Origin of the sequence: Planctomicrobium aquicomposti (assembly GCF_051466325.1) — a bacterium.
In the GTDB taxonomy this organism is placed as follows: domain Bacteria; phylum Planctomycetota; class Planctomycetia; order Planctomycetales; family Planctomycetaceae; genus Planctomicrobium.
Genome location: NZ_CP195792.1, coordinates 2,945,577 through 2,967,778 on the forward strand (window position 1 = coordinate 2,945,577; position 22,202 = coordinate 2,967,778).

Sequence of the window (22,202 nt, forward strand, 5' to 3'; positions counted from 1 at the left end):
ACGGTATCCGTCGTGTCAGGTTCGTGTGCGATGCATTTCGAATCGCAAAATTTTTGGGAACCCTTTCCACCGCTGAGTGTCAGCCCGGGGGATTCCCCTCCCGGAGAACGAGAGCGGGCATGGAAAGACCGGGCTGGCGATGGAACACCTCGCGACGTTCGGTCAGATGCCATCGGCTGCAACTCTCTTTCCGGATCAGAAACGACAGCCCGAGTCGCTCCGGCACTTTCGATATTTAGCACTCATTTCACCGACCCTATGACACCCAGAACATCTGTCTCACTGCCTCGCTGTTGCCCTGAGGCGCTGGTTCATTCAACTCGCGCAGCTCGTTACTCCGCCTCCCTCTCCGTGGCAACCCTCCTCGCCGGCCTGCTGGGAGGATGCGCCAAACCGAACGTTTACCAGGAGCCCCCGACTCCGAAAGTCGACGTGGTGCGTCCCATCGAACAAGCGGTCACCAGCTATGTCGAGCAGACGGGAACCGCACAGGCTTCCGAACGGATTGAACTGAGGGCGCGCGTCGGCGGGTTCCTGCAGGAACGGAACTTCGAGGATGGTGATCTGGTCAAGGCGGGACAGCTGCTCTTCGTCATTGATGAAGAGCCCTTCAAGGTGAAGCTGCAGTACGCCCTGGCTCGCGAAAGTGAAGCCAGCGCCAACCTGCGGAAGGCCCAGCAGTCGAAGGAGCGGGAGATCGCTCAGGCTCAGGTGACACTCAGGGAGGCCGACCATCAGCTTGCTCGCGTGAATATGGAGCGAAATGTCGGACTGCTGCGGCAAAACGCAGTTTCCCAGCAGGAATATGATCGAACCGAAGCATCCCTCCGCACGACCGAGGCACAGGTTGTCGCCAGCAAAGCGGAACTCGAACAAGCCATCGTCAACTACGAGAATAACATTCTCAGTGCCGAAGCCGCGCTCGAGCTCGCCAAATCCGAAGTCAATACCGCGCGAATCGAACTCGGCTATTGCCGCATCACCGCTCCGATCGATGGACGAATCGACCGCCGGACGGTCGACATTGGTAACTACATCTCCGCAGACCAGTCACTGGTGCTGGCTGCGATTGTCAAAGTCGATCCGATTTACGCCTACGCCGCAATCAGCGAAGGTGATCTCGTCCGGATTCAACAGGGTCGCCGGGAACGTTCCGACAGCGAAGCGATTCCCATTCTGATGGGGATCGGCGAAGAGCGGACGTTCCCTTACTCCGGCACGATCGACTACATCTCTCCCAGCGTTCAATCCGGGACGGGGACCGTTCAGATTCGCGGGATCTTCACCAATGCCGGCGACGTCATGCCGGGGATGTTCATTCGCATCCGCATCCCCTCTGAAGTGCAGGAGAACGCTCTGCTCGTTCCCGAGCGGGCTCTCGGCTACGACCAGGCGGGAGCGTACATCTATGTGGTGACCGATCAGAATGAAATCGAACGCCGGCAGGTCAAAGCCAAGGACGTCATCGACTCCAGACGGGTCGTGGAAGGGAAGCTCTCGGCCACCGATCTGGTCGTGGCGGATGGACTGCTCAAAGTTCGTCCGAAGATGAAGGTCGAAGCGGTTCCGGTCGTCGAGAAGCTGCAGGAGCAGTCGTCTGAAACACCGGCTGCGGAAAGCGTCACCGCCAGACAGGAATAGTTACGCCTGTTGGCAGATGTGGGCCACAAAGGCTGAGCGCGAATCAATCGCCCCTCGCCTTCCGGCAGAGTGAGAGCAGTCAAGTTCCGAGTTGTATTTCGAAGGACATCGAGAGTCCCCGTATGTTATATCGCTTCTTTATTGACCGGCCCATCTTCGCGAATGTCATCGCGATCGTCACGATGATCATCGGTGCCATCTGCCTGACGAATCTGCCGGTCGAGCAGTACCCCAGCCTGACACCTCCCACGGTCCAGGTGACCGCCAATTATCCGGGAGCCAATGCGGCCGTTCTGGCTGACACGGTCGCGGGGCCGCTGGAACAGGCGGTGAACGGCGTCGAGAACATGCTGTACATGAACTCGGTCTGCTCCGACAACGGCACATATACGCTGACGATCACATTCGAGGTCGGCGTGGATCTCGATCAGTCGCAGGTTCTCGTTCAGAACCGGATTGCTTCGGCCCTGCCCAGGCTTCCGCAGGAGGTCCAGCGGCTGGGCGTGATTGCGCAGAAGCAGTCGACCAACATGGTCATTGTGATCGGTCTGACCTCCCCCAACGGCGAGCATGACGGGCTGTATCTCAGCAACTTCGCCGAGATTCAGATCAAGGACATTCTCAGCCGCGTGAAGGGGGTGGGGAACACTCAGGTGTTCGGCAGCAGCAGCTACGGAATGCGCATCTGGCTCGATCCGGAAAAGCTCAAAGCCCGGGAGCTGGCAGCCAACGATGTCATCGAAGCCATCTCCGCCCAGAACGTGCAGGTGGCGGCGGGACAGATCGGCCAGCGGCCTGCCCGCAGCGATCAGAACAATCAATTCACAGTCTCGACACAGGGACGATTCAGTGATCCGGAACAGTTCGGCGAGATCATCGTCAAATCGGTGGAAGATGGACACGGCGGAGCGCGGCTGACACGCATCAAGGACGTCGCGAGAATCGAACTGGTCGCTCAGACCTATGCCTCGTGGATGGAAATCAGCGGCATTCCTGCAGCCGGTGTCGCCGTCTTTCAGTTGCCCGGCGCCAACTCACTCAACGTTGCAAAAGCTGTTGAAAAGCAGATGGAGGAACTCGCGCCGACACTGCCTGAAGGGGTGCAATACAACATCGCGTTCAACCCGACCAACTTTGTCGAGCAGTCGATCCGCGAGGTCTATAAGACCCTGTTCGAGGCAGGCATTCTGGTGCTGATTGTGATTCTGGTCTTTCTGCAGGACTGGCGTGCGGTGCTGATTCCCGCCACGACGGTCCCGGTGACGATCATTGGTGCCTTCGCCGCGCTGGCGGCCATCGGCTATTCGGTCAACATGCTGACTCTGTTCGGGCTGGTGCTGGCGATCGGAATCGTGGTCGACGATGCGATCGTGATCGTGGAAAACGCGGTGCACCACATCGACCGCAATCAGCTTCCTCCCAGACAGGCGACCATCAAAGCGATGGGAGAAGTCATCGGGCCAGTGATCGGCATCACGCTGGTGCTGATGGCGGTGTTTGTTCCCACGGTGTTCATGGCGGGCATCACAGGCAAGCTCTATCAGCAATTCGCGCTGACAATCGCCGCGACTGCGGTCATCAGCGCGATCAACGCTGTGACGCTTAAGCCGGCCCAGTGCGCGGTCTATCTGCGACCCACCCCCGCGCGGAAGAACGTTTTCTTTCGCGCGTTCAATGCCATCTACGAATGGTTTGAAGGAATCTATGTCGCGATCGTCCGCAGAATCATTCCGCATTCCGCGATCATGATGCTGCTGTTCGTCGTCATCGCGGGAGGGACCGCTTACTGGTTCACCCAGCTTCCCACCAGCTTCGTTCCCACGGAAGATCAGGGATACGCGATCATCGCCGGAATGCTGGACGATGCCGCCTCGCTGGAGCGTACCGAAGAACTGATTGAAAAGCTGAACGGAATTCTCAAGGAAACTCCGGGGGTCCGGGCGTGGTTTACCATCGGAGGGATGTCGTTGCTCGACGGTTCCACCGTTCCCAACGCCGTCACCATGTTCATGACTTTTGAGCCACGTGAGGAGAGAATCAAAGACCCGTCGAAGTCGATGGACGCCATTCTGGGTTCGCTCTACATGCGAACGGCCCAGCTGCGTGAGGCGGTCGTGTTTGCCTTCCCGCCGCCAGCAATTCAGGGGCTGGGACAGACCGGGGGATTCGAGTTCCGCCTGCAGGACCGGGCAAATCTCGGTCTGCAACAGCTGCAGCTGGTTGCGGATGAAATCGTCAGGGATGGGAGCGCCCAGTCGGCGCTCGCAGGGCTGCAGACTTCATTCCGTGCGGGGATTCCGCAAATCTATGTCGACATCGATCGTGAGAAGGCGACGAGTCTCGGCATTCCGCTGCAATCGATTTTCACAACTTTGCAGGCTTCACTCGGATCGGCCTATGTCAACGACTTCAATAAGTTCGGGCGGACCTGGCAGGTGCAGGTGCAGGCGGATCAACAGTTCCGCCGTCGCCCCGATGACATTCGTCGTCTGGAAGTGCGTAACGCCAAGGGAGAGATGATTCCGGTCGGAGCGTTTGCAGACGTTCGCATGACGAACGGTCCGCAGATGATTCCGCGCTACAACCTGTATTCCTGCGTGACCATTAACGGCACCGCAGCTCCGGGAGTCAGTTCCGGCCAGGCGATGGAAATCATGGAGCAGATGGCCTCGCAGAAATTGCCACCGGGGATGGGCTACGAATGGAGCGGGATGTCGTTCCAGGAAAAGCGGGTCAGCGGACAGGCATTTTATGTTTTCGGAATGGCTGTGCTGATGGTTTACCTGGTGCTGGCGGCGCAGTATGAAAACTGGTTCCTGCCGGCCGCGGTGATTCTGGTCGTTCCGCTGGCCTTGCTGGGGACAGTCGCGGCGGTCGCGATCCGCGGCATGGACAACAACATTTACACGCAAATCGGAATCGTGCTCATCATCGCGTTGGCCAGTAAAAACGCCATTCTGATTGTCGAATTTGCCCGCGATCTGAGAGACCAGGGACGCTCGATCCGCGAGGCCGCTATCGAGGCGGCACGCATGCGTTTCCGGCCGATTCTGATGACCTCATTTGCCTTCATTCTGGGGATCTTTCCGCTCCTCTTCGCCAACGGAGCCGGAGCCGCCAGCCGTCGGTCGCTGGGGACTGCAGTTTTCGGAGGCATGATCGCCGCCACGTTGCTCGCTGTCTTTTATGTCCCCATCTTCTATACCGTGATGCAGACTTTGAGTGAGCTGATCCGGAAGAAGCCACGTGCCGATCGAACAAATCGGCACGAGGAACAGGAATCATCCGATGATTCCGCAGAGAGACCTGTATTGACTTCGGCGGCTCACTGATCAGGCAAGGACTTCGGGACTGAGCCACCCGCTCTCAGCGACACGGATTTCCAGGAAGCAATGGCGGCATGACAGCATCCGAACCGGTCAAACGCGATCCCTTGGCAACCCGTCAGCTTCTGCTGGATGTGGCCGGGAAGTGCATTCTGGAGAAGGGGCTGGCCGGAATGACGCTCGACAGCGTCGCCCGGGAAGCGGGCGTCAGCAAAGGGGGCTTGCTGCATCATTTTCCCAGCAAACAGCACCTGATCGATGCGTTAATCGTCGATCTGCATCAGCAGTTTCTGGAGAAGTGGAAACGATCCGCGGAAGCCGATCCGGAAGAGGCAGGGCGGTACACGAGGGCTTACCTCAAGATCTCGGCAATGGAGCGCGACAAGCACGCCTGCAAACTCTGCAACATCATCGCTGTGGAAGATCGTGCGAATCGGACCATGCGCGATTTGTGGCGGAGGTTTCTGTCGTCGCTGCTCAACCCGGAAAGCTCCGGAGGCGCCGACCCTGTGATGCTGGCCATCGTGCAACTGGCGACTGACGGGCTCTGGCTGGCCGAAATGGAAGGGGTCTTCGCCGAGTTTCCTGAATTGCGACAGCAGGTCATCGAGCGGCTGTACGAAATGACACGAACGCAGCCATTGCCTTGAAGCTACGTCGCTGCTGCGCGCAGCGGAGCAATGCGCTCACCTTCACTCGTCGCAGCTGTCAGTGATACCGGCGCCTCTTTGTAATCCATCGGGGCCGGTTCATGCTTTACAGGCGGGTGTCGCGACGCAATAACATCGCAAGGGCTGGGCTGATGTGCGCAGCCGGCGACCCGGCTCATTCAGTCCATTCAGTGCCACGCCCTGCCATTCCGGTGTCCGCCAACGACAATCGACCTTTCAACCGAAAGAACCGAATGCACTGCCGTCATCTTGCTCTCGTTGTGCTGCTCCTGTGCGGGCAAGTCTCTGCGGAAGATCAGAAAAGTGCACTGGAAACAGAACCGGATGGATGGATCACTCTACTCGATACTCCCCTGCAGGAGTGGAAACGGGCTCCCAATCCGTTCGGCAGTCAGGTGAAAGAAGTCTCTCCCTGGAACCTTTCGGACGACGGCAAAGTCTTGATCTGTGCGGGGGCAGGTTATCGTGAAGGGCTGCTCTACCCGAAGGAATTCGGCGATGCGATTTTCCATGTGGAATGGCGATTCACGGAGCCAGACAAGAAGGGCTACAACAGCGGCGCCTTCGTCCGCAGTTCGCTGGATGGGGAGATCTGGCATCAGGCTCAGATCGGAGCCAATGTCGGGAATCTGTTTGGCAACACCCTCGTCAATGGCAAAGCCCAGCGAGTTTCAACTCACCGCCCGCTGCTTGAGAATTCACGAGCCCAGCCAATCGGCGAATGGAATCGCTATGAAATCACAGCCAAAGGGGACACGCTGACACTCTGGATCAACGGCGCTGTGACAGCTGAATGGAAGGGCTGCGAGGTGCTGCGGGGATACTTTGGTGTTGAAGCGGAAGGGTTCCAGACGGAGTTCAGGAATCTGAAACTCAAAGAGATCCCGTAATGTCTTGAGTGCGGAGTCCGATCGGTGTCAGGATCTGGGGAGAATTCGCGTGATCACTCAGGAGGCACGATGGTTGAAACACCTCCTCCGTCGACGCGCTGGAAATGGCGTCGACCGACACTCACAGAATGGCTGTTGGTAATTGCCATCCTGAGCGTTGTCGCCGCAATCCTGGTTCCTCCCGTGAAATGGGGAGCGAGCGGGTCCATCACCATTCCGGTTCGGGTCATCGTCTTCGACGCCCGGGAAGGCCGCCCGCTTGAAAAAGCGACCGTGTCCCTGTTGCGGTATTCCCCGGACTTCAAGAAAGGCGAGTATCCGCCACTCCCCTCAAGTCTGTTTGAAGAGTTGAGATCAACCGGAGAATTTCGTACCGATTCCGCTGGGAGCGTCACAATCTCCCAGACCTGGCGCACGGAAGCCAACCACAACTCGCCTGACCCGTTTGTTATTTTGGTCAACCAGTGGGTCGTTGTCTCGGCGGAGGGGTATGCGCCCGTAGTCACAACCCTCCGCCACGACACGGCGCGAACAGAAGCACTACAGAGGCGAGGGGAAATTCTCGTGGGTATTGGACTGACAAAACACGTGGAGTCGTCTCCCTCTGCAGCCCGCTGAGGGTTTTCTTGCTGATTCGCCTGAAACTCCTGGAACGCTCACCGAACCTCAAGACTCGGCTGCAGGCCTTCTTCAATTCGGCAGCTGACTCAGGCGAACAAGCCGCAGTATTTGTGTGGATCCCGGCGAATTCTCCCACTGTGACCACGGCACCGCGTACTTGCTCTCGTTCCCTGGCGAGAGACATCAACTTTCAGGAGGAAATTGGCGGGCGATGCCGGGATCATACAAACACACTTTGTACCCGCAAATTGAGCCTTCATGCCGGGCTTTTTAGAAAACAAACGAGCATTCAACGGTGGCTTGCAAACCGGCCTTCGTTCTTCCTCGATCGTCTGCACGACATCCTGCGGAGTGCAGGCCGGCGTCCGTTGACCTTGGGATGCATGGCAACTTTCTGATAGAATTTCCACATGTCGGCACAAGTCTACGATCTGGGGGCGATACGCGACTTTCGAGCGAAGCTGATGAGGTTCGCCGAAGAGTTGGACGGAGCGCTGCAATCGATGCGCATGGAGTCGCACAGGACGTTTGACTGGATCGACGAGGATCGTCCCCGATACTGGGAGCATGAATCCCGCAAAGCGTACGATCTGGTCAATACGACCCGCACTGCTCTCAAAAACTGCGAGATGCGGGGCGTCGCTGGGCATCGCCCCTCCTGCGTGGAAGAAAAAGTGGCTCATCAGCGGGCGAAGCAACGGCTCGAACACTGCCACTCCCAGTGCGAACGGGTCAAGCGGTGGGGGCTGAAGCTGCATCACGATGTCGATGAGTTTCGCGGTCGAATCGCGGGAGTGCAGCGGTTGCTGGATGTCGACATTCCCGAAGCGATTCAGCTGTTGACGAGAACATTGACGATCCTGGAGTCGTACGCAGAGCTGGCTCCCCCTGAGTCCCCTGGAGAATAGCCATGAGTCGCCCCGGAAACCTGCAGTCCCCCGCTGCCCGTCTCCAGCAGTCGCTGGAAGAATTAATGGTCTCGTGGCAGCTGACAAAAGACCACTGGGCCGATGAAAACTCGCGGGTGTTCGAAGAAACGCACCTGCAGAGAATCTGTGACGAAATTTCGCTGGCCCTTCCGGCGGTCGCGCAATTGTCACAGTCAATGGCAACCGCTGCCCGAGAGTGCGAAGAATAGAATCCGTCTCATGAATCATCCCCCCTCGTCAGACAAGAGTCGCTTCCATTTTTCGCGGACACGACGAATTGGGAGTCGCTTCGACTTTGAAAAAATCTATGCCCACAAACAACGGGTGAGCGACCCATCACTGTTAATTTTCGTGATGAAAAACGAGCTTGGCCGAACCCGGATTGGCGTGAGTGTTTCAAGGAAATGCGGCAATTCGGTTGTACGTCACCGCCAGCGACGACTGCTCAAGGAAGCCTATCGGTTGGAACAGCATGCGCTGCCTGAAGGGTATGATCTCATCCTGATTCCTGGACGGGAGTTTCGGGCCGCCGGTGTGGATCGCTACCGCCGGTCGCTGCGTCGACTGCTGCGCCGATTTCAGGCGACTCCCGCTGCTGCCGACGTACGCTCAGACGCGAATCGTGACTCTGCAACCGGTGGTGAATCCCTCACAGTCTGACTCTTGAGTTCCCGACGCCTACCACAAAAGTGAGTTCTCCTAATGGACTGAGAATGAGGCAGCGAGGACCGAAGGGCTTGTTGCTCTCACCTCGTGGGCTCGGTCGATGCGGGAAGCCGGCACTCCCGCATCCCGGACACGCCTCTTCTTACGATGCCCGCCCGGCTTTCCCCGACACTTCACCCCTTCCGAGGCCTAGAACACTGGGAAGGAACGCCAACAGCAGGTATGTTCATGGTCTTCCCGTTCAACGCTATCTTTTGCGGAGCCGATTGATGTCGAGCGTCACCCCCTTGGTTCAGTCCCCGATCAGCAGACGCAGCTTTCTGAAGTCTTCCCTGGCAGGGACCTCGATGGCGGCCCTGGCCGCTCGTGGAGCCTTCGCAGCCCCGGGATCCGGACTGAACCCGACCATTCTGCTGCTGAGTGGTGGCCAAACGGCGAATATCGGTGACGTCGCCCATGCTCCCGGAATGCTGCGGCAGCTGGAACTCTCCATTCCCAATGCCAATGTCATTCTGTGGAAGATCTCTCCACTGGATGGAGGCGTTGAGCCAATGCTGCGCAGGAATTTTCCCAAGCTGAGAATCGCCGAAACTCCCGAGGGCCCCACGCTGGAAGAAGCCTTCCGGGAAGCGGACTTTATGCTGCGTGGCTCGGGGCCGTCATTCATGTCCCAAAGTCTGGTGAAGTGGCGCAAGAAGACCGGGAAGCCCTACGGAGCGATTGGCTGCACCTACTCACCGCTGGAAGCATCCGAGGAAGAACGCGATGTCATGTCGCACGCGTCGTTCCTCTTTACTCGGGAAACAGAGTCGCTGAAGAATTTGAAGACCGTCGGGATCGATTGTCCCATCATGGAGTTTGCTCCGGATACGACATTCGCCTTCCATTTGCAGAATGAGGCGGCTGCAGAAGAATTCCTTCGGCAGAACGGCCTGGAAGAGGGGAAATTCATCTGCGTTGTCCCGCGCTTGCGAGTCACCCCGTACTACAAGATTTATCCGAAACAGAAAGGCTGGACCGCAGAACGGCGTGAGGAAGTCGATACGCTCAATGCGAAGTGGGCTGAGCCCGATCACGCCAAAGCCCGCGAGGCCATGATTCGCTGGGTCCGCGAGACCGGAAACAAGGTTCTCGTCTGTCCCGAGATGAGTTATCAGCTCGATATCATGGACGAGCTGCTGATCAATCCTCTGCCGGACGATGTCAAGAAGAATGTTGTCAAACGCAGCACGTACTGGCTCCCCGATGAAGCGGCCTCGACGTACAAGCGAGCCTGCTGCGTTCTGAGTTTTGAATGCCACTCGCCAATCATTTCGCTCACGGTCGGAACCCCCACGTTCTACCTGCGCCAGCCCCAGGATACGATCAAGGGGCAGATGTACTACGACATTGGCCTGCCAAAATGGGTCTTCGAGATCGAAGAGACGAACGGCGGGCAGATTGCGGACAGGCTGATGGAAGTGGCTGGAGACAAAGCCGCTGCACAAGCGTATGCCCATGCCGCCATGCAGAAAGCGACGAACCGGTTAGAGGCCTCAATGTCTGCCCTGAGTCAGGCCTTGAAGAGTTAGCAGCCCGTTGAATTTCTCTCCTGTGTTTGACACCTCTGATCGGCTGCGGGCGGTTGTGGTTTGAACTTCTCACGGAGGAACCGGGATGGCGTTGGGGAAGCGGGAAGAGTCGCGGCAGCAGGAGTTCTGGACTCCGACAGCGAGTCTCTCCAAAGGGCCGGGGCATGTCTTTGACGACCAGCTCAATCAGGTGCTCGCCTAGGCGGGGTTCAACAAGATTCTCGAAGACCTCTGCGGGCCCTATTGCGCCCGGACTGGCCGGCTGTCGATTCCGCCGGGTGTGTCCTTCCGCATGCTGCTGGTGGGGGACTTCGAAGGGATCGACTCGCAGCGGGGCATCGCCTGGCGATGTGAAGATTCGTTGTCGCTGCGACGGTTCCTGGGGATTCCATTGGGGAAAGAGACTCCCGATCACAGTTCACTCACCCGCATCCGTGATCGGCTTCCGCTGGAGATTCATGAGCAGGTGTTTCAGGAGGTCCTCAGCATCATCGATGACCATAGCCTTCTGAAGCTGAAGGCGGTCGGCGTGGCAGAAGCAGCGCAGCGAGAAAGTCGAGGGCAGCTTCGCTCACATCTGCGAGACCGGCGGAGCCCGACGGACCTGGCTGCGAGGAATTGAGAAGATCAGCAAGCGTTACCAGATCGTGGCCGCTGCTAGAAACCCGGGCCTCCTGCTGCTCAAAGCGTTCGGCATCGGCAAACCGAGACAACTGCAGGGCGGACTCGGGGCGATGCTGGCACTTTGGAGAACCTGTATTCTGCTCTGGACCGCTCTGAAATGAATTCAGCGCTCACCCTCGATGAGAACAGCACTTCAAGGACCATTCCCGTCCCTTGACTGGAAATCCACCCCGCAACGACCATTCATAACCCGACAATTCACAATTCTCCCCACTTCAACGAGCTGCTAGGGGGGAATGGATCGCACCGCAGTCATGGAGCCAGATTCGTGCCGGTGGCGGTGCGACTGTCAGGTCAATTGGGGCTCAAACAGTTGAAGAAGCGAACGAAATCCTCCTCGGACTTGCCGAATCGGTCGTCTTTCAATCGGATTCCTGTAACAGACCTGCGAGCCGACTTGCCAGATTGAGGAGAAACACTAGACTTCACCACGTCGATTGCCCGGGTCATTGCCGGGAGTGGACAGGCTCTTCCTGGCGCATCAGCTGCTGGTGAAAGAACTTCTGCTTCGAGCTTCCCCCGGTGTCGGCTGGTGGTAGTTGGGATGTAAAAGTAGAGTCTCGCTGCAGGTGACTGCAGTCCGGAGAGGTGGCAGAGCGGCCGATTGTGCAGCACTGGAAATGCTGTGTCCTCGAAAGGGGACCGGGGGTTCGAATCCCCCCCTCTCCGCTTGATTCCAGAAACAGCCCTTCGATGAGGACGTCGAAGGGCTTTCTTATGGTGACGCCGAGGTTTGCTACTCTGTCATCGAGTTCCATTAACATCGCGGGAGGCTCGACGATTCCGCATGAATTGTGGCAACTCCTTTCGCTGTCAGACGCTCTGCCGTTCAAATCCTGTTCACCGTTCTGGCATTTGGTGAACAAGCTACTCAGAGGCGATCCGGTAAGTGATCTTGCTGTAAATCCGTGTTTGGGATGAAGTTCCTGCGTGGTCTTGGATGACTCGTTTGGTTGATGTGCAAAGGAATGCCCATGCTGACACGCAAGCTTTGTCCCAGTGATCTTTCCGATGCTCAGTGGGAACTGAGTTCGCATCTCTTCCTCCCGCCAAGTCTGGTGGTCGTCCGCGGGGTGTGAATCTGCGGGAAGTGATCAACGCTCTGCTGTCTCTGGAACGCAGTGGTTGTCAGTGGGACATGTTGCCGCACGATCTCCCTCCTCGCAGCAGCGTGTTCGAATCCTTCTCCACCTGGAGGGAGGACGGCAGCTGGAAACTGATGGTGGATGTGCTGCGAGAAGGGGTGCGAGAGTCTTTGGCTCAGCAGCCGGAACCGACTCCCAGTGCCGCAGCATCGACTCTCAAACCGTGAAAACAACGGAACGAGGCAGCGGGCGAGGGTTCGATGGAGCCAGGAAAATCACAGGCCGCAAGCGGAATCTGGCAGTTGACACGCAGGGCCTGCTACTGGCCGTTGTCGTGACCAGTGCCGCAGTGGATGATGCGAAAGCAGCTCCCCAGCTCCTCAGCTCCTCAGCTCCTCAGCTCCTCAGCCAGTTAAGCCAGTTAAGCCAGTTAAGCCAGAGCGAGTTTCCCCGTCTGGAGGTGACCTGGGCGGACAGCAAGTCTCACAATCAGGCTCTGCATCACTGGAAATCGCAACAACCTGACTTGCTGTGGCGGTTGGAGATCGTGAGTCGTCCCACTGGTCAAACGGGGTTCATTCTGCTGCCCAAACGCTGGGTGGTGAAACGAAGGTTCGCCTGGCTGCCGGACGATCCCGACGGCTGAGCAAGGATTATGAACGCACAACCACATCCAGCGAGGCCATGATCCAGCTCAGTTGCATTCATCAGATGCTCAAACGCCTGGAGCCCAAAGGGACGCAGCCTCCGTTTAAATACAGACTTGTGTCATAAAATAGCTTCTCGGATAGCCTCTTACTCGTCCGGAGCATCCGGCATCTTGTTCCACGTCAATTTGTTTTGGTCGTCGACCGTGAGTATCCCGAGAGGTACGAATCGTTCACTATTCCAATAACGGACCTTGTAAGTTTGCGGAAGGAGTCCACATTGGATAATAACAGGTGGCCGACCATACCTGTTTTGTGAAAAAAGGTTCCAGAGCACCCTGATTTCAAAGATGTCGATGTAGCCTTCCTCGTAATCAAAGTCCACACAATAGAAGCTCGACTGCGAGAGTGGAGGGTGTTCTGGAATAGAAACAACGAGCGAGTCTCTGCCCGCAATTCTCTCGAATGTTGCGTTTGGTGCCGGGATTCCAGACATTCGGCCTTTGCTCAGCCAAAACGCCATCGCAAGACCAAGGATGAATGAAACCAGTATCGGCACAGGTGAAACTCCTGTGAATTTCAGTCCAGCACGCATTGGAAGCTTCCGCACGGTCCCAGAATCCTTTCGAAAGGCCAGTGGTTGACAGAACGGCAAGGCAGCTTCATGTAAACGTCATCTGCAGCATGAACCACCGCTGCTACTGCCACTACCGCAACGATCACTGTCACTTGCCTTGACACCGTTGGAATTATCGCTGCTATGCCCCATAGTTCCAGCGTCGTCCCAAAGAGTTCCTGTACTTTGCAGCCTGTCGAAGGTGGCAGAATTTTGAGTAGGGTGGGTCTGAATGGTTGTCATCGAGTGACCTCGCTGTGGGAGTAAGGCAGGTCTTCCAGTCATCGCCGCAGTCCTAGCCAACAAGGTTCTTCATGGCGGCATTGGCTTCCCACGGTGTGGAATCCACACCCACCGCCTTCAGCTTCAGCAGGCTATGGTCATCGATGATACTGAGGACCTCCTGAAACACCTGCTCATGAATCTCCAGCGGAAGCCGGTCCCGAATGGGGGTGAGGCTGCTGTGATCGGGAGTCTCTTTCCCCAGCGGAATGCCGAGAAAACGTCGCAGCGACAACGAATCTTCACATCGCCAGGCGAGGCCCCGCTGCGAGTCAATCCCTTCGAAGTCCCCCACGAGCAGCATGCGGAAGGACACACCCGGCGGAATCGACAGCCGGCCAGTTCGGGCGTAGAACGGTCGGCAGAGGTCTTCGAGAATTCGATCGAACCCCGCTTGGGCGAGCACCTGGTTGAGCTTGTCAGCAAAGACATGCCCCGGGCCTGTGGAGAGGGTGGCCGTGGGAGTCCAGAACTCCTGCTGCTGCGACTCTTCCCGCTCCCCAACCACATCCCAGTCTCTCCGTGAGAACCTCAAACCACAACCGCCCGCAGTCGATCAGAGGTGTCAAACGCGGGAGAGAAATTCAACGGGCTGCTAGGTGTTGCCTCCGTTTGGCGGAACCTTCATGGCTTGGATCTCCAGTTCTTGCTGAACTGCCTGCCCCCCGCGTGCCAACGCGGAACCTGATTGTTCAAACAGATTTTTCGCCGTGTTGATCAGGCCGATATGAGAAAACGCCTGGGGGAAATTCCCCACCAACCGGCCGACATCAGGGTCATATTCTTCCGCCAGCAGGCCGACATCGTTCCTCAAACTGAGCAGCCGTTCAAAGAGTTCGGTGGCTTCATCCTGCCGGCCTTGCAAAACCAGGTTGTCCGCCAGCCAGAACGTACAGAGCAGAAAGGCTCCCTCACCGGGGGGAAGACCATCAATCTCGGAGTCTGTCAGATAACGATCGACAAACCCATGACGGACGAGACGCTTTTCGATGTAGTGAAGAGTCCCCTGAATGCGAGGATCGGTGGAAGGCAGGAAGCCGACAAGCGGAAGCATCAGCAGACTGGCATCGGGCTCAAGAGAATCATAGTGCTGAACGAAGGAATTGACCTCAGACTTGAAGCCAGCCGTGCAAACCTCATCATGAATTTCCTGTGCGAGCGTACGCCATTTTCCGGCGTCACCTGAAAGCCCGTAGAGTTCCACCGCCTTGACAGCCCGATCGAGAGCGACCCACGCCATCACCTTGGAGTGGGTAAAATGCCGTCGCGGACCGCGCACTTCCCAGATTCCCTCGTCCGGCCTTCGCCAGTCGTCTTCGAGGAACTTGACGAGTTCGCGCTCTACCCGCCAGGCATTGTCATCTGGAGCCAAACCCGCCATTCGAGCCACATGGAGCGCATCAACAACCTCGCCATAAACGTCGAGCTGATGCTGGTTATAAGCCCCATTACCAACGCGAATCGGGCGAGAGCCTTCATAGCCGGGCAGCCAGGGGAGTTCGAACTCCGTGAGTCGCCGTTCACCCGCCACGCCATACATAATTTGAATCTGATGCGGTGTCCCAGCAACCGCATTCACCAGCCATTGCCGCCAGGCCCGGGCCTCTTCCAGATAACCTCCTCCGATTAATGCGTACAGCGTGAATGTCGCATCGCGCAGCCAGCAGTAGCGATAATCCCAGTTGCGAACACCCCCCACATGTTCCGGGAGTGACGTGGTCGCAGCAGCCACCACGCCCCCTGTCGGAGCATATGTCAAGGACTTCAACGTGATAAGCGATCGCTGCACGGCATCCTGCCAGGGGCCTTGGTACGTACACTGACCGGACCACTCTTTCCACCAGTTTTCCGCGGAAGTCAACAACTTTTCCGGGTCCGGCTCCAACGGTTCAGGAGCATGAGTGGGGGACCAGGCGATCGCAAAGCGGGCCCGATGACCTTCCACCGCAGTAAAATTTGCCACCGTCGTCAAATTCTCTCCGTGCAACTCAACGTCAGACCAGCAATCAATTGTGTCCGGACCTGCCACCGCACGGATGCCACGTGGCTGATACCGCACCCAGGGGACAATAGATCCGTAGTCGAACCGAATGATCAGTTCGAAGTGCATCGGCACTCGTCCGCAGATGCCTTCAATGATGCGAATCACATAGGGGGTGTCGCTTCTCGGCGGCATGAAGTCGGTCATCCGAACCTGACCGGAAACTGTGAAAAAGTCTGTTTCCAGAATCAGGGTCCCGGGGCGATAACGCCGCTGCACTTTCTGGATCCCTTCGCTGGGAGCCAGCTGCCATCTGCCATGTTGTGCGCTGCCCAGCAGCGCAGCGAAACAGGCTCCGGAGTCAAAGCGCGGAAAACAAAGCCAGTCCAAGGATCCATTGTTCCCGACGAGGGCCGCGGTCTGGCAGTCACCGATGAGGGCATAGTCTTCAATTCTCAGAGACATCAGTCGTCCTTTGAATTGGGAGGTCACGGCAAAGCTTCTGTTCCTTGATCGTATAGAGGTCAAGCCGGTTGACAATCTTACTTCTCCACGCGTTGCCAACTCCGCAGAGCCTCGTTTCGTAATGCGAAGGACGGGCGGCACGTTTGTTGCCGAGCCTTGGGGAACGCTCGTAGTCCGTCGCAGTTTCGAATGCTTATCAGTGGATTAATGGAGATGAAGCAGGAGTTTCAAGCAGCCCCTCAACATCCACAGGTCGGAGCCATCAAGGACTCGCACGGAAATGTGAGGTGGTCCGTATGGGCTCCTTCGGCCTCAGCGGTCGAACTGGTCCTTAACGATAGGTCAAGCGAGCGATTTCTGCTGATGGACTCGTTTGACGGATATCACACGCTCTCCCTCCCCAATGTTTCTGGTTCAGTTCGGTATGCTTATCGAATCAACGGGAGGGAATATCCCGATCCGGCCAGCCGCTGGCAGCCTGAAGGGGTCTTTGGCCGCTCAGCGATCGCCCCTATAGAGGAATTCGATTGGCAAGATGAGAAGTGGCCGGGACTTTCCCGTGAGAACCTCATCATTTATGAGATCCACATCGGCACCTTCTCCGCGTCAGGCACTTTCGCCGGTGTGATTCCGCGCCTTTCGGAACTGCGGGAACTGGGGGTGACAGCTCTGGAGATCATGCCCGTTGGTCAGTTCTCTGGGGAGCGAAACTGGGGCTATGACGGCGTGTTTCCTTTTGCGGTTCAAAACAGCTATGGAGGCCCGATTGGACTGCAGGAGTTGGTTCAGGCCGCTCATTCTGAAGGGATGGCTGTTCTACTGGATGTGGTTTACAACCACCTTGGTCCAGAAGGAAACATTTTACATAACTTTGGCCCGTACTTTACTACCCGCTACCAGACACCCTGGGGAGAGGCCTTCAATTTTGATGGACCGCAAAGCGACGCTGTCCGGCACTTCGTGCTTGAAAACGTCACCATGTGGATTCGTGATTTTCATCTCGACGGATTGCGGCTCGATGCCGTGCATGCCATGTACGACCTCGGTGCCCGCCATGTGCTGGCCGAGATCCAGACGGCAGCGCAGCGCGTGGCGGCTGAACAATCACGTCTCGTCCACATCATCGCAGAAAGCAATCAAAATGACCCGCGCCTGATCGATCCGCAGACGCAGCATGGATTCGGACTGGATGGCGTCTGGGCGGACGAGTTCCATCACAGTCTTCGAGCTGTGATCGCCGGGGACCGCCAAGGTTTTTTTTCCGACTATGGGAGACCGGAGGATCTTGCCAAAGCGATCACGGAGGTGTTTGTTCATGATGGTTGCTATAGCCGACATCGCCAACGCCAACATGGAGCGGCCATCGAGAATCGCGACCGCACGCAGTTTGTTGTTTGCATTCACAACCACGATCAGATTGGCAATCGTGCTCTGGGAGATCGCTCGGCCAGTTATCTGCCTGAAGCAGTACAACGTCTCAGCTGCGGCCTGCTGATGCTTTCCCCATGCGTGCCGCTCCTCTTCATGGGAGAAGAATACGCCGAGACACAGCCATTCCCCTTTTTCTGCTCGTTTCAGTCCTCTGAACTGATCGAAGCGGTTCGCCGGGGGCGGCGCGAGGAGTTTCTGGAAGTGGGCTTCACGTGGGGAGAAGAAATTCCCGACCCTCAGGCCGAGGACACATTCCGTTCTGCGATCCTCTCCTGGTCCTGGCCTGAAGGAAGCTTCGGTGCGCAATTGAGAGGCTTATTCCGCGATCTGATTCGCGCACGGCGCAGCTGGCCTCCGCTCCAGGACCGGCAATGGACGCGAGCAGAGATTCTCAGACCCGATGACACCGCGGTATTACTCGTAATCGAGCGCGGTGAGGAGGAGGGGTTGATCGCGATCGCTAATCTGACGGAGAGTCACGCACGGGTGCCAGAAATCTCCGAAGAGAAGCAACTCATCTTCAGTACCGAGGGGCTATGGTACGGAGGATCACGCGACTTGACGCATCCTTTAGAGGGCATTCTTCCCTATGAAGTTCTGATCTTCGGCAAGGTGGCATGGTGTCTATGAATCGTGATTCCCAGCAGCTCGAACGACTGATTCAGCGCGTGAGAAGCACACTGGAGGACCGACGTACGGTTCCGCGCGCCACCTATCGGCTGGAGTTCGATTCCAAGCACATGACCTTTCGTGAGGCTGCGGAGTTGGTCCCGTATCTTGCTCAACTGGGCATCAGCCACGTCTACTCTTCCCCCTACTTCAAGGTCAGCACAGAGGCAGGGCACGGGTACGCCATTGTCGATTACAATCAGCTCAATCCGGAGCTGGGCAGCCCACAGGATTACGGCACTCTGATAGCAGCTCTGCACGAACATGGCATGAAGCACATTCTGGATTTTGTCCCGAATCACATGTCCGCAGCCCCTGGCGAAAATTTGTGGTGGACCGATGTGCTGAAAAACGGGCAAAGCTCTCGCTTCAACGATTACTTCGACATCAACTGGGATTCTTCTGGTTCGGAGAACCCACGCCGGCTGCTGCTGCCGATATTAGGCCAACAATTTGGTAAGGCCTTGGAAGCGGGAGAACTCCGGATTGTCCACGCCGATCGACTGTTTCAGGTTCATCTTCATGAGAAGTTGCTCCCACTGGATCCCGCCACCTGGGTGTTCCTCCTGCGACCGGTCGTTGAGGAGTTTCGTTCCACGAATCCCCCACAGGAGGACCTCCTCGAACTGGAAAGCATTCTTCACTCGCTGGAACAGCTCCCGGCTCGTGACCGACTCGAGGGGGAGCTGCGTGAGACCCGCCTCCGCGAGCAGCAGGTGGCGAGTCACCGATTGAGTGAACTTGTCAGCCGTTCACCCTTGCTGGCGGACCAGATTGACTTGACGTTGAGGACACTGAACGGTGTCCCAGGGATCCCCTCGAGCTTCAACGCGATGGAAACCTTGCTCAATCAGCAGGCCTATCGTGTCAGCTACTGGAGGGCAGCGTCTGACGAGGTGAACTATCGCAGGTTCTTCGATATCAACGAACTGGTGGCGATCTGTCCTGAGCGGATCGACGTTTTTGAAGCAAGTCATCGACTCGTTCTCGAATTGCTGGTCGAGGGAAAGGTGGATGGTCTGCGCATCGATCACGTCGACGGCTTGCTGGACCCGTTGACGTACTTGTGGCGACTTCAGTGGAGCTATGTGCGAGGCCTCGCACGGCACGTCTGGTTGAATGAATGTGAAAATGATCCTGTCGAAGGGGAGCATTCCTGGAAGCATTTGGAACCGCAGTTTCTGGCAATGTTCTGGAAACTGGTCGGAGGACCTTCTCCCTTTAAAATCTTAGAGCTGCCTCAGGCCGACTCTGCGGCAGAACAGATGCCGCAGGGGGTGATGCCGTTTCATCGGGCTTCGCTTCCCCTGTATGTTGTGGTCGAGAAGATCCTGGGGCAGGAAGAGCCGCTACCGGAAAACTGGCCCGTCGCCGGAACCACCGGTTATGACTTTCTCAATCTGGTAGGCGGGCTCTTCGTCCATCCCGAAGGTCTGGCCAAAATACGCAGAAATTATCCCCGTCTAACGGGGGAAGAAGCCGATTTTCGCACCGTGGTCATTCACTCCAAGCGATTGATTCTCGAGTCTTCGATGTCGAGTGAAATTCATTTACTGGCTTCACGGTTGAAGAGAATCGTCGAGGGGTTTCGCCAATATCGCGACTTCACCCTGAATACGATTCTGACGGCGCTCAAAGACGTTATTACCGCGTTTCCCGTCTATCGGACTTATGCTGGACAGGAGGGCATCTCCGATCGTGACCGCCAGATCCTCAAACGAGCACTCCGTCAGGCTCGACGGTTTGGTTCGTTGTCTGACTCCTCATTTTTTGAGTTTCTGCAGTCGCTCCTCCTCTTTGGATTGCGTGACGACCGCAGTCCGCAGGAGTTGGTTGAGCAGGATTTTTTTGTAGGGCGATTTCAGCAGGTGACGAGCCCGGTCATGGCCAAGGGGGTGGAAGATACGGCGTTCTACCGCTGGCTCCCGCTGATTTCGGTCAACGAGGTGGGGGGCGATCCGACCTCCGCCTCCCAGTCTGTCGCCGCTTTCCATCAAAGGAACGTCGAACGAAATCAGGAATGGCCCCACACGCTCCTCTGTACGTCCACGCATGACACAAAACGCAGCGAAGATGTGCGCGCACGAATCCACCTGCTTTCAGAAATTCCTGACAAGTGGCGCAGCACGGTCGCGCGTTGGTCTCGGTTGAATCGTCGATTCGTCGGCACACTTCCCGAGGGTCCCACGCCCAGCCGAAACGATGAGTACCATTTCTATCAGGCGCTGATCGGAATGTGGGTCGCCGCAGAGGAATCCGCAGAGCACGAGAAACTCGTCGAGCGACTCGTCCGTTACCAGCTGAAATCAGCTCGCGAAAGCAAACTGCGAACCAGCTGGTCAACTCCCGATCTGGAATATGAACAGGGTCTTGAACTGTTTGTCCGCCAGACTTTGCGAAGGGACCCGAAAAACCGCTTTCTTCGGGAGGTCCAGGATTTTCTCGACCAGTTTCTTCGCTTCGGACTGCTGACGTCGCTTTCCCAACTTGTCTTAAAGCTGACGGTTCCGGGGATCCCCGACATCTATCAAGGACAGGAACTCTGGGATTTCAGCCTGGTCGATCCCGATAATAGGCGACCGGTGGACAGCTCATTGCGCCGTCAACTCCTGCAGGAGATCCAGGCACGTTGGGAAGACGAGACGACCCGGCTCGAATTTATCAGCGAGCTCAATCGAAACGTCTCCGATCCCCGGATGAAAATGTTTGTGTCGTTTCAGACTCTTCGGCTTCGCCGGCAGTTTCCCGAGCTGTTTTCCAGCGGCGATTATGTCCCCATTACGGTGACTGGACCCGCTGCAGATTCTGTCTGTGCGTTTTCCAGAATGACTGAGAAGACCCAACTGATCGTTGTCGCCCCTCGTTGGTCTGCGTCCTTACCGCAAGGGAATACGGAAGCATCCCTCCTCGCCTGTTGGCAGAACACCTGTCTTACTGATCTCTCGACCACCAGGGAACTGCACAACATCTTCACCGGCGAAACTTACCTGCCACACCAACAACCTCTCCTGATGAGCGAATTACTGGCGAACTTCCCGATCGCTCTCTTGGTGACAGCTTTCTGAGTCGTCATCATCGAGGCCAAGGTGTCAGGAATTTTCTGAAATGAGCCGGATCAACGGGTTCCCTGCTCACATCGTGATCTTTCGGATTGAATCTTGCCTCATAGACAGAATCGAAATGTTGTGGTCCTGTCTCAACCGTGTGAGTGCCAATTTTTCCAATGTTCTTTCCCGCCTCCTTACCTCTTTCCACAACCTCCCCTGAAGCTCAAGCTGTTCAAAACAAATGGGCAATGCGAATCTGGCCTGGAAAGCATTACCCGCTGGGGCACCTGGAGCGGGCGCGGAACCAACTTTGCCCGGGTATTCTGCGAACGTCGCGAGGGAGAGCTTTGCCTGTTTGATTCGACCGAGGCGGCACAGGAATCTTATCGAGTCCCTCTGACGGAGTGCGCACACCAGGTCTGCTATGCCGATCTGCCTGACTGCCTTTCGGGTCAGATTTATGGTTACCGCGTGACTGGTCCATATGAGCCTGCGGCAGGGCCATCGATTCAATCCCCACAAGATCTTGATCGATCCGGATGCGAAGCGGATTGCCCGGAGAGTCAATGAGGATGCCTCGCTCTTCGCATATCGAATCGGAGGTCCTGAAGCAGACTGGAGCTTTGACGAGCGCGCTGGACTTTCCCACGATTGGTGGGCGCTGCGGTAGGCTTAAGCGGCCTCAGCCGAATGGGTGGGTGACTGGTCATTCAACGCAGAATGTCTGCGAACGCGGTTGTAGAACACTTCGATGTATTCGAACAGGCTCGCTGACATGCAATTCCCTCCTCACGGGTGATGGGACGCTCTTTCCCAAGTGCCCACCAATCGTGGGAAAATCCGGGGTCAGGCAATTCCCAACCCGCGGCGCCAAAGGATTTCGCGGCGGTTTAGAGGCGAGGAGTAGTTGATCGAAACGTGCCAACCCCTTGAATTTCACTGCAGACAAGGCCGTTGACGATTCCTCGCAATTTCCGATG

18 protein-coding genes and 1 tRNA gene are annotated in these 22,202 nt (G+C 57.0%); 16 read left to right on the forward strand and 3 right to left on the reverse strand.

Annotated elements, in window-relative coordinates:
• The first annotated feature begins 351 nt into the window (after positions 1–351).
• The 14 genes from SH664x_RS11410 to SH664x_RS11475 all read left to right on the forward strand — a co-directional run bounded on the left by SH664x_RS11410 (position 352) and on the right by SH664x_RS11475 (position 12,730).
• On the forward strand, positions 352–1,641 hold the full coding sequence (locus tag SH664x_RS11410) for an efflux RND transporter periplasmic adaptor subunit (protein WP_437201016.1): 1,290 nt from the start codon (positions 352–354) through the stop codon (positions 1,639–1,641).
• A gap of 122 nt (positions 1,642–1,763) precedes the next feature.
• Entirely contained in the window at positions 1,764–4,973 is a 3,210-nt protein-coding gene (locus SH664x_RS11415; protein WP_437201018.1) for an efflux RND transporter permease subunit, read from the forward strand.
• Positions 4,974–5,041: 68 nt separating this feature from the next.
• The gene (locus tag SH664x_RS11420; RefSeq protein WP_437201020.1) at positions 5,042–5,617 is read left to right on the forward strand and encodes a TetR/AcrR family transcriptional regulator; all 576 of its coding nucleotides are present in this window, start codon (positions 5,042–5,044) and stop codon (positions 5,615–5,617) included.
• 254 nt (positions 5,618–5,871) lie between these two features.
• Positions 5,872–6,528: a 3-keto-disaccharide hydrolase gene (locus SH664x_RS11425; RefSeq protein WP_437201022.1), complete on the forward strand. Its 657-nt coding sequence runs from the start codon at positions 5,872–5,874 to the stop codon at positions 6,526–6,528.
• Between the two features lie 69 nt (positions 6,529–6,597).
• Positions 6,598–7,146, forward strand: coding sequence for a hypothetical protein (locus SH664x_RS11430; protein WP_437201023.1), 549 nt, complete (start codon positions 6,598–6,600; stop codon positions 7,144–7,146).
• 413 nt (positions 7,147–7,559) lie between these two features.
• Complete coding sequence (locus SH664x_RS11435) at positions 7,560–8,057, forward strand: hypothetical protein (protein ID WP_437201025.1); 498 nt, start codon at positions 7,560–7,562, stop codon at positions 8,055–8,057.
• A gap of 2 nt (positions 8,058–8,059) precedes the next feature.
• The gene (locus tag SH664x_RS11440; protein ID WP_437201027.1) at positions 8,060–8,287 is read left to right on the forward strand and encodes a hypothetical protein; all 228 of its coding nucleotides are present in this window, start codon (positions 8,060–8,062) and stop codon (positions 8,285–8,287) included.
• Between the two features lie 10 nt (positions 8,288–8,297).
• Positions 8,298–8,738, forward strand: a complete 441-nt coding sequence (gene rnpA / locus SH664x_RS11445; protein WP_437201029.1) for a ribonuclease P protein component — start codon at positions 8,298–8,300, stop codon at positions 8,736–8,738.
• A 275-nt stretch (positions 8,739–9,013) separates the two neighbouring features.
• Positions 9,014–10,315 carry a polysaccharide pyruvyl transferase family protein gene (locus SH664x_RS11450; protein WP_437201031.1) on the forward strand — a complete coding sequence of 434 codons (1,302 nt, stop codon included), beginning with the start codon at positions 9,014–9,016 and terminating at the stop codon, positions 10,313–10,315.
• 268 nt (positions 10,316–10,583) lie between these two features.
• The gene (locus tag SH664x_RS11455; RefSeq protein WP_437207216.1) at positions 10,584–10,937 is read left to right on the forward strand and encodes a transposase; all 354 of its coding nucleotides are present in this window, start codon (positions 10,584–10,586) and stop codon (positions 10,935–10,937) included.
• Positions 10,891–11,100, forward strand: coding sequence for a hypothetical protein (locus SH664x_RS11460; protein WP_437207218.1), 210 nt, complete (start codon positions 10,891–10,893; stop codon positions 11,098–11,100). Before SH664x_RS11455 ends, SH664x_RS11460 begins: the two co-directional genes overlap by 47 nt.
• A 481-nt stretch (positions 11,101–11,581) precedes the next feature.
• A tRNA-Ser gene (locus tag SH664x_RS11465) sits at positions 11,582–11,668 on the forward strand.
• A gap of 349 nt (positions 11,669–12,017) precedes the next feature.
• Positions 12,018–12,311: a transposase gene (locus SH664x_RS11470; RefSeq protein ID WP_437201033.1), complete on the forward strand. Its 294-nt coding sequence runs from the start codon at positions 12,018–12,020 to the stop codon at positions 12,309–12,311.
• Positions 12,308–12,730: a transposase gene (locus SH664x_RS11475; RefSeq protein ID WP_437201035.1), complete on the forward strand. Its 423-nt coding sequence runs from the start codon at positions 12,308–12,310 to the stop codon at positions 12,728–12,730. Before SH664x_RS11470 ends, SH664x_RS11475 begins: the two co-directional genes overlap by 4 nt.
• Before the next feature lie 149 nt (positions 12,731–12,879).
• On the opposite strand, the gene SH664x_RS11480 is transcribed toward SH664x_RS11475, so the two are convergent.
• The 3 genes from SH664x_RS11480 to SH664x_RS11490 form a co-directional block, all read right to left on the reverse strand.
• Entirely contained in the window at positions 12,880–13,326 is a 447-nt protein-coding gene (locus SH664x_RS11480) for a hypothetical protein (RefSeq protein ID WP_437201037.1), read from the reverse strand.
• Positions 13,327–13,642: 316 nt separating this feature from the next.
• Positions 13,643–14,137 (reverse strand): transposase, encoded by a 495-nt coding sequence (locus tag SH664x_RS11485; RefSeq protein WP_437201039.1) that lies wholly within the window; start codon positions 14,135–14,137, stop codon positions 13,643–13,645.
• An 87-nt stretch (positions 14,138–14,224) separates the two neighbouring features.
• The gene (locus SH664x_RS11490; protein WP_437201041.1) at positions 14,225–16,075 is read right to left on the reverse strand and encodes a glycoside hydrolase family 15 protein; all 1,851 of its coding nucleotides are present in this window, start codon (positions 16,073–16,075) and stop codon (positions 14,225–14,227) included.
• A gap of 213 nt (positions 16,076–16,288) precedes the next feature.
• Between SH664x_RS11490 and treZ the strand changes: the two genes are divergently transcribed.
• Entirely contained in the window at positions 16,289–18,136 is a 1,848-nt protein-coding gene (treZ, locus tag SH664x_RS11495) for a malto-oligosyltrehalose trehalohydrolase (protein WP_437201042.1), read from the forward strand.
• A complete protein-coding gene (gene treY / locus SH664x_RS11500) occupies positions 18,133–21,240 on the forward strand; it encodes a malto-oligosyltrehalose synthase (protein WP_437201044.1) in 3,108 nt (1,035 codons plus the stop codon). The genes treZ and treY overlap by 4 nt, the downstream gene beginning before the upstream one ends.
• The last annotated feature ends 962 nt before the right edge of the window (positions 21,241–22,202 follow it).

Coding starts and splice junctions, on each gene's coding strand:
- SH664x_RS11415 (WP_437201018.1), top strand. CDS start 1,764: ATGTTATATCGCTTCTTTATTGACCGGCCCATCTTCGCGAATGTCATC.
- SH664x_RS11420 (WP_437201020.1), top strand. CDS start 5,042: ATGACAGCATCCGAACCGGTCAAACGCGATCCCTTGGCAACCCGTCAG.
- SH664x_RS11425 (WP_437201022.1), top strand. CDS start 5,872: ATGCACTGCCGTCATCTTGCTCTCGTTGTGCTGCTCCTGTGCGGGCAA.
- SH664x_RS11430 (WP_437201023.1), top strand. CDS start 6,598: ATGGTTGAAACACCTCCTCCGTCGACGCGCTGGAAATGGCGTCGACCG.
- SH664x_RS11435 (WP_437201025.1), top strand. CDS start 7,560: ATGTCGGCACAAGTCTACGATCTGGGGGCGATACGCGACTTTCGAGCG.
- SH664x_RS11440 (WP_437201027.1), top strand. CDS start 8,060: ATGAGTCGCCCCGGAAACCTGCAGTCCCCCGCTGCCCGTCTCCAGCAG.
- rnpA (WP_437201029.1), top strand. CDS start 8,298: ATGAATCATCCCCCCTCGTCAGACAAGAGTCGCTTCCATTTTTCGCGG.
- SH664x_RS11450 (WP_437201031.1), top strand. CDS start 9,014: ATGTCGAGCGTCACCCCCTTGGTTCAGTCCCCGATCAGCAGACGCAGC.
- SH664x_RS11480 (WP_437201037.1), bottom strand. CDS start 13,326: ATGCGTGCTGGACTGAAATTCACAGGAGTTTCACCTGTGCCGATACTG.
- SH664x_RS11490 (WP_437201041.1), bottom strand. CDS start 16,075: ATGTCTCTGAGAATTGAAGACTATGCCCTCATCGGTGACTGCCAGACC.
- treZ (WP_437201042.1), top strand. CDS start 16,289: ATGAAGCAGGAGTTTCAAGCAGCCCCTCAACATCCACAGGTCGGAGCC.
- treY (WP_437201044.1), top strand. CDS start 18,133: ATGAATCGTGATTCCCAGCAGCTCGAACGACTGATTCAGCGCGTGAGA.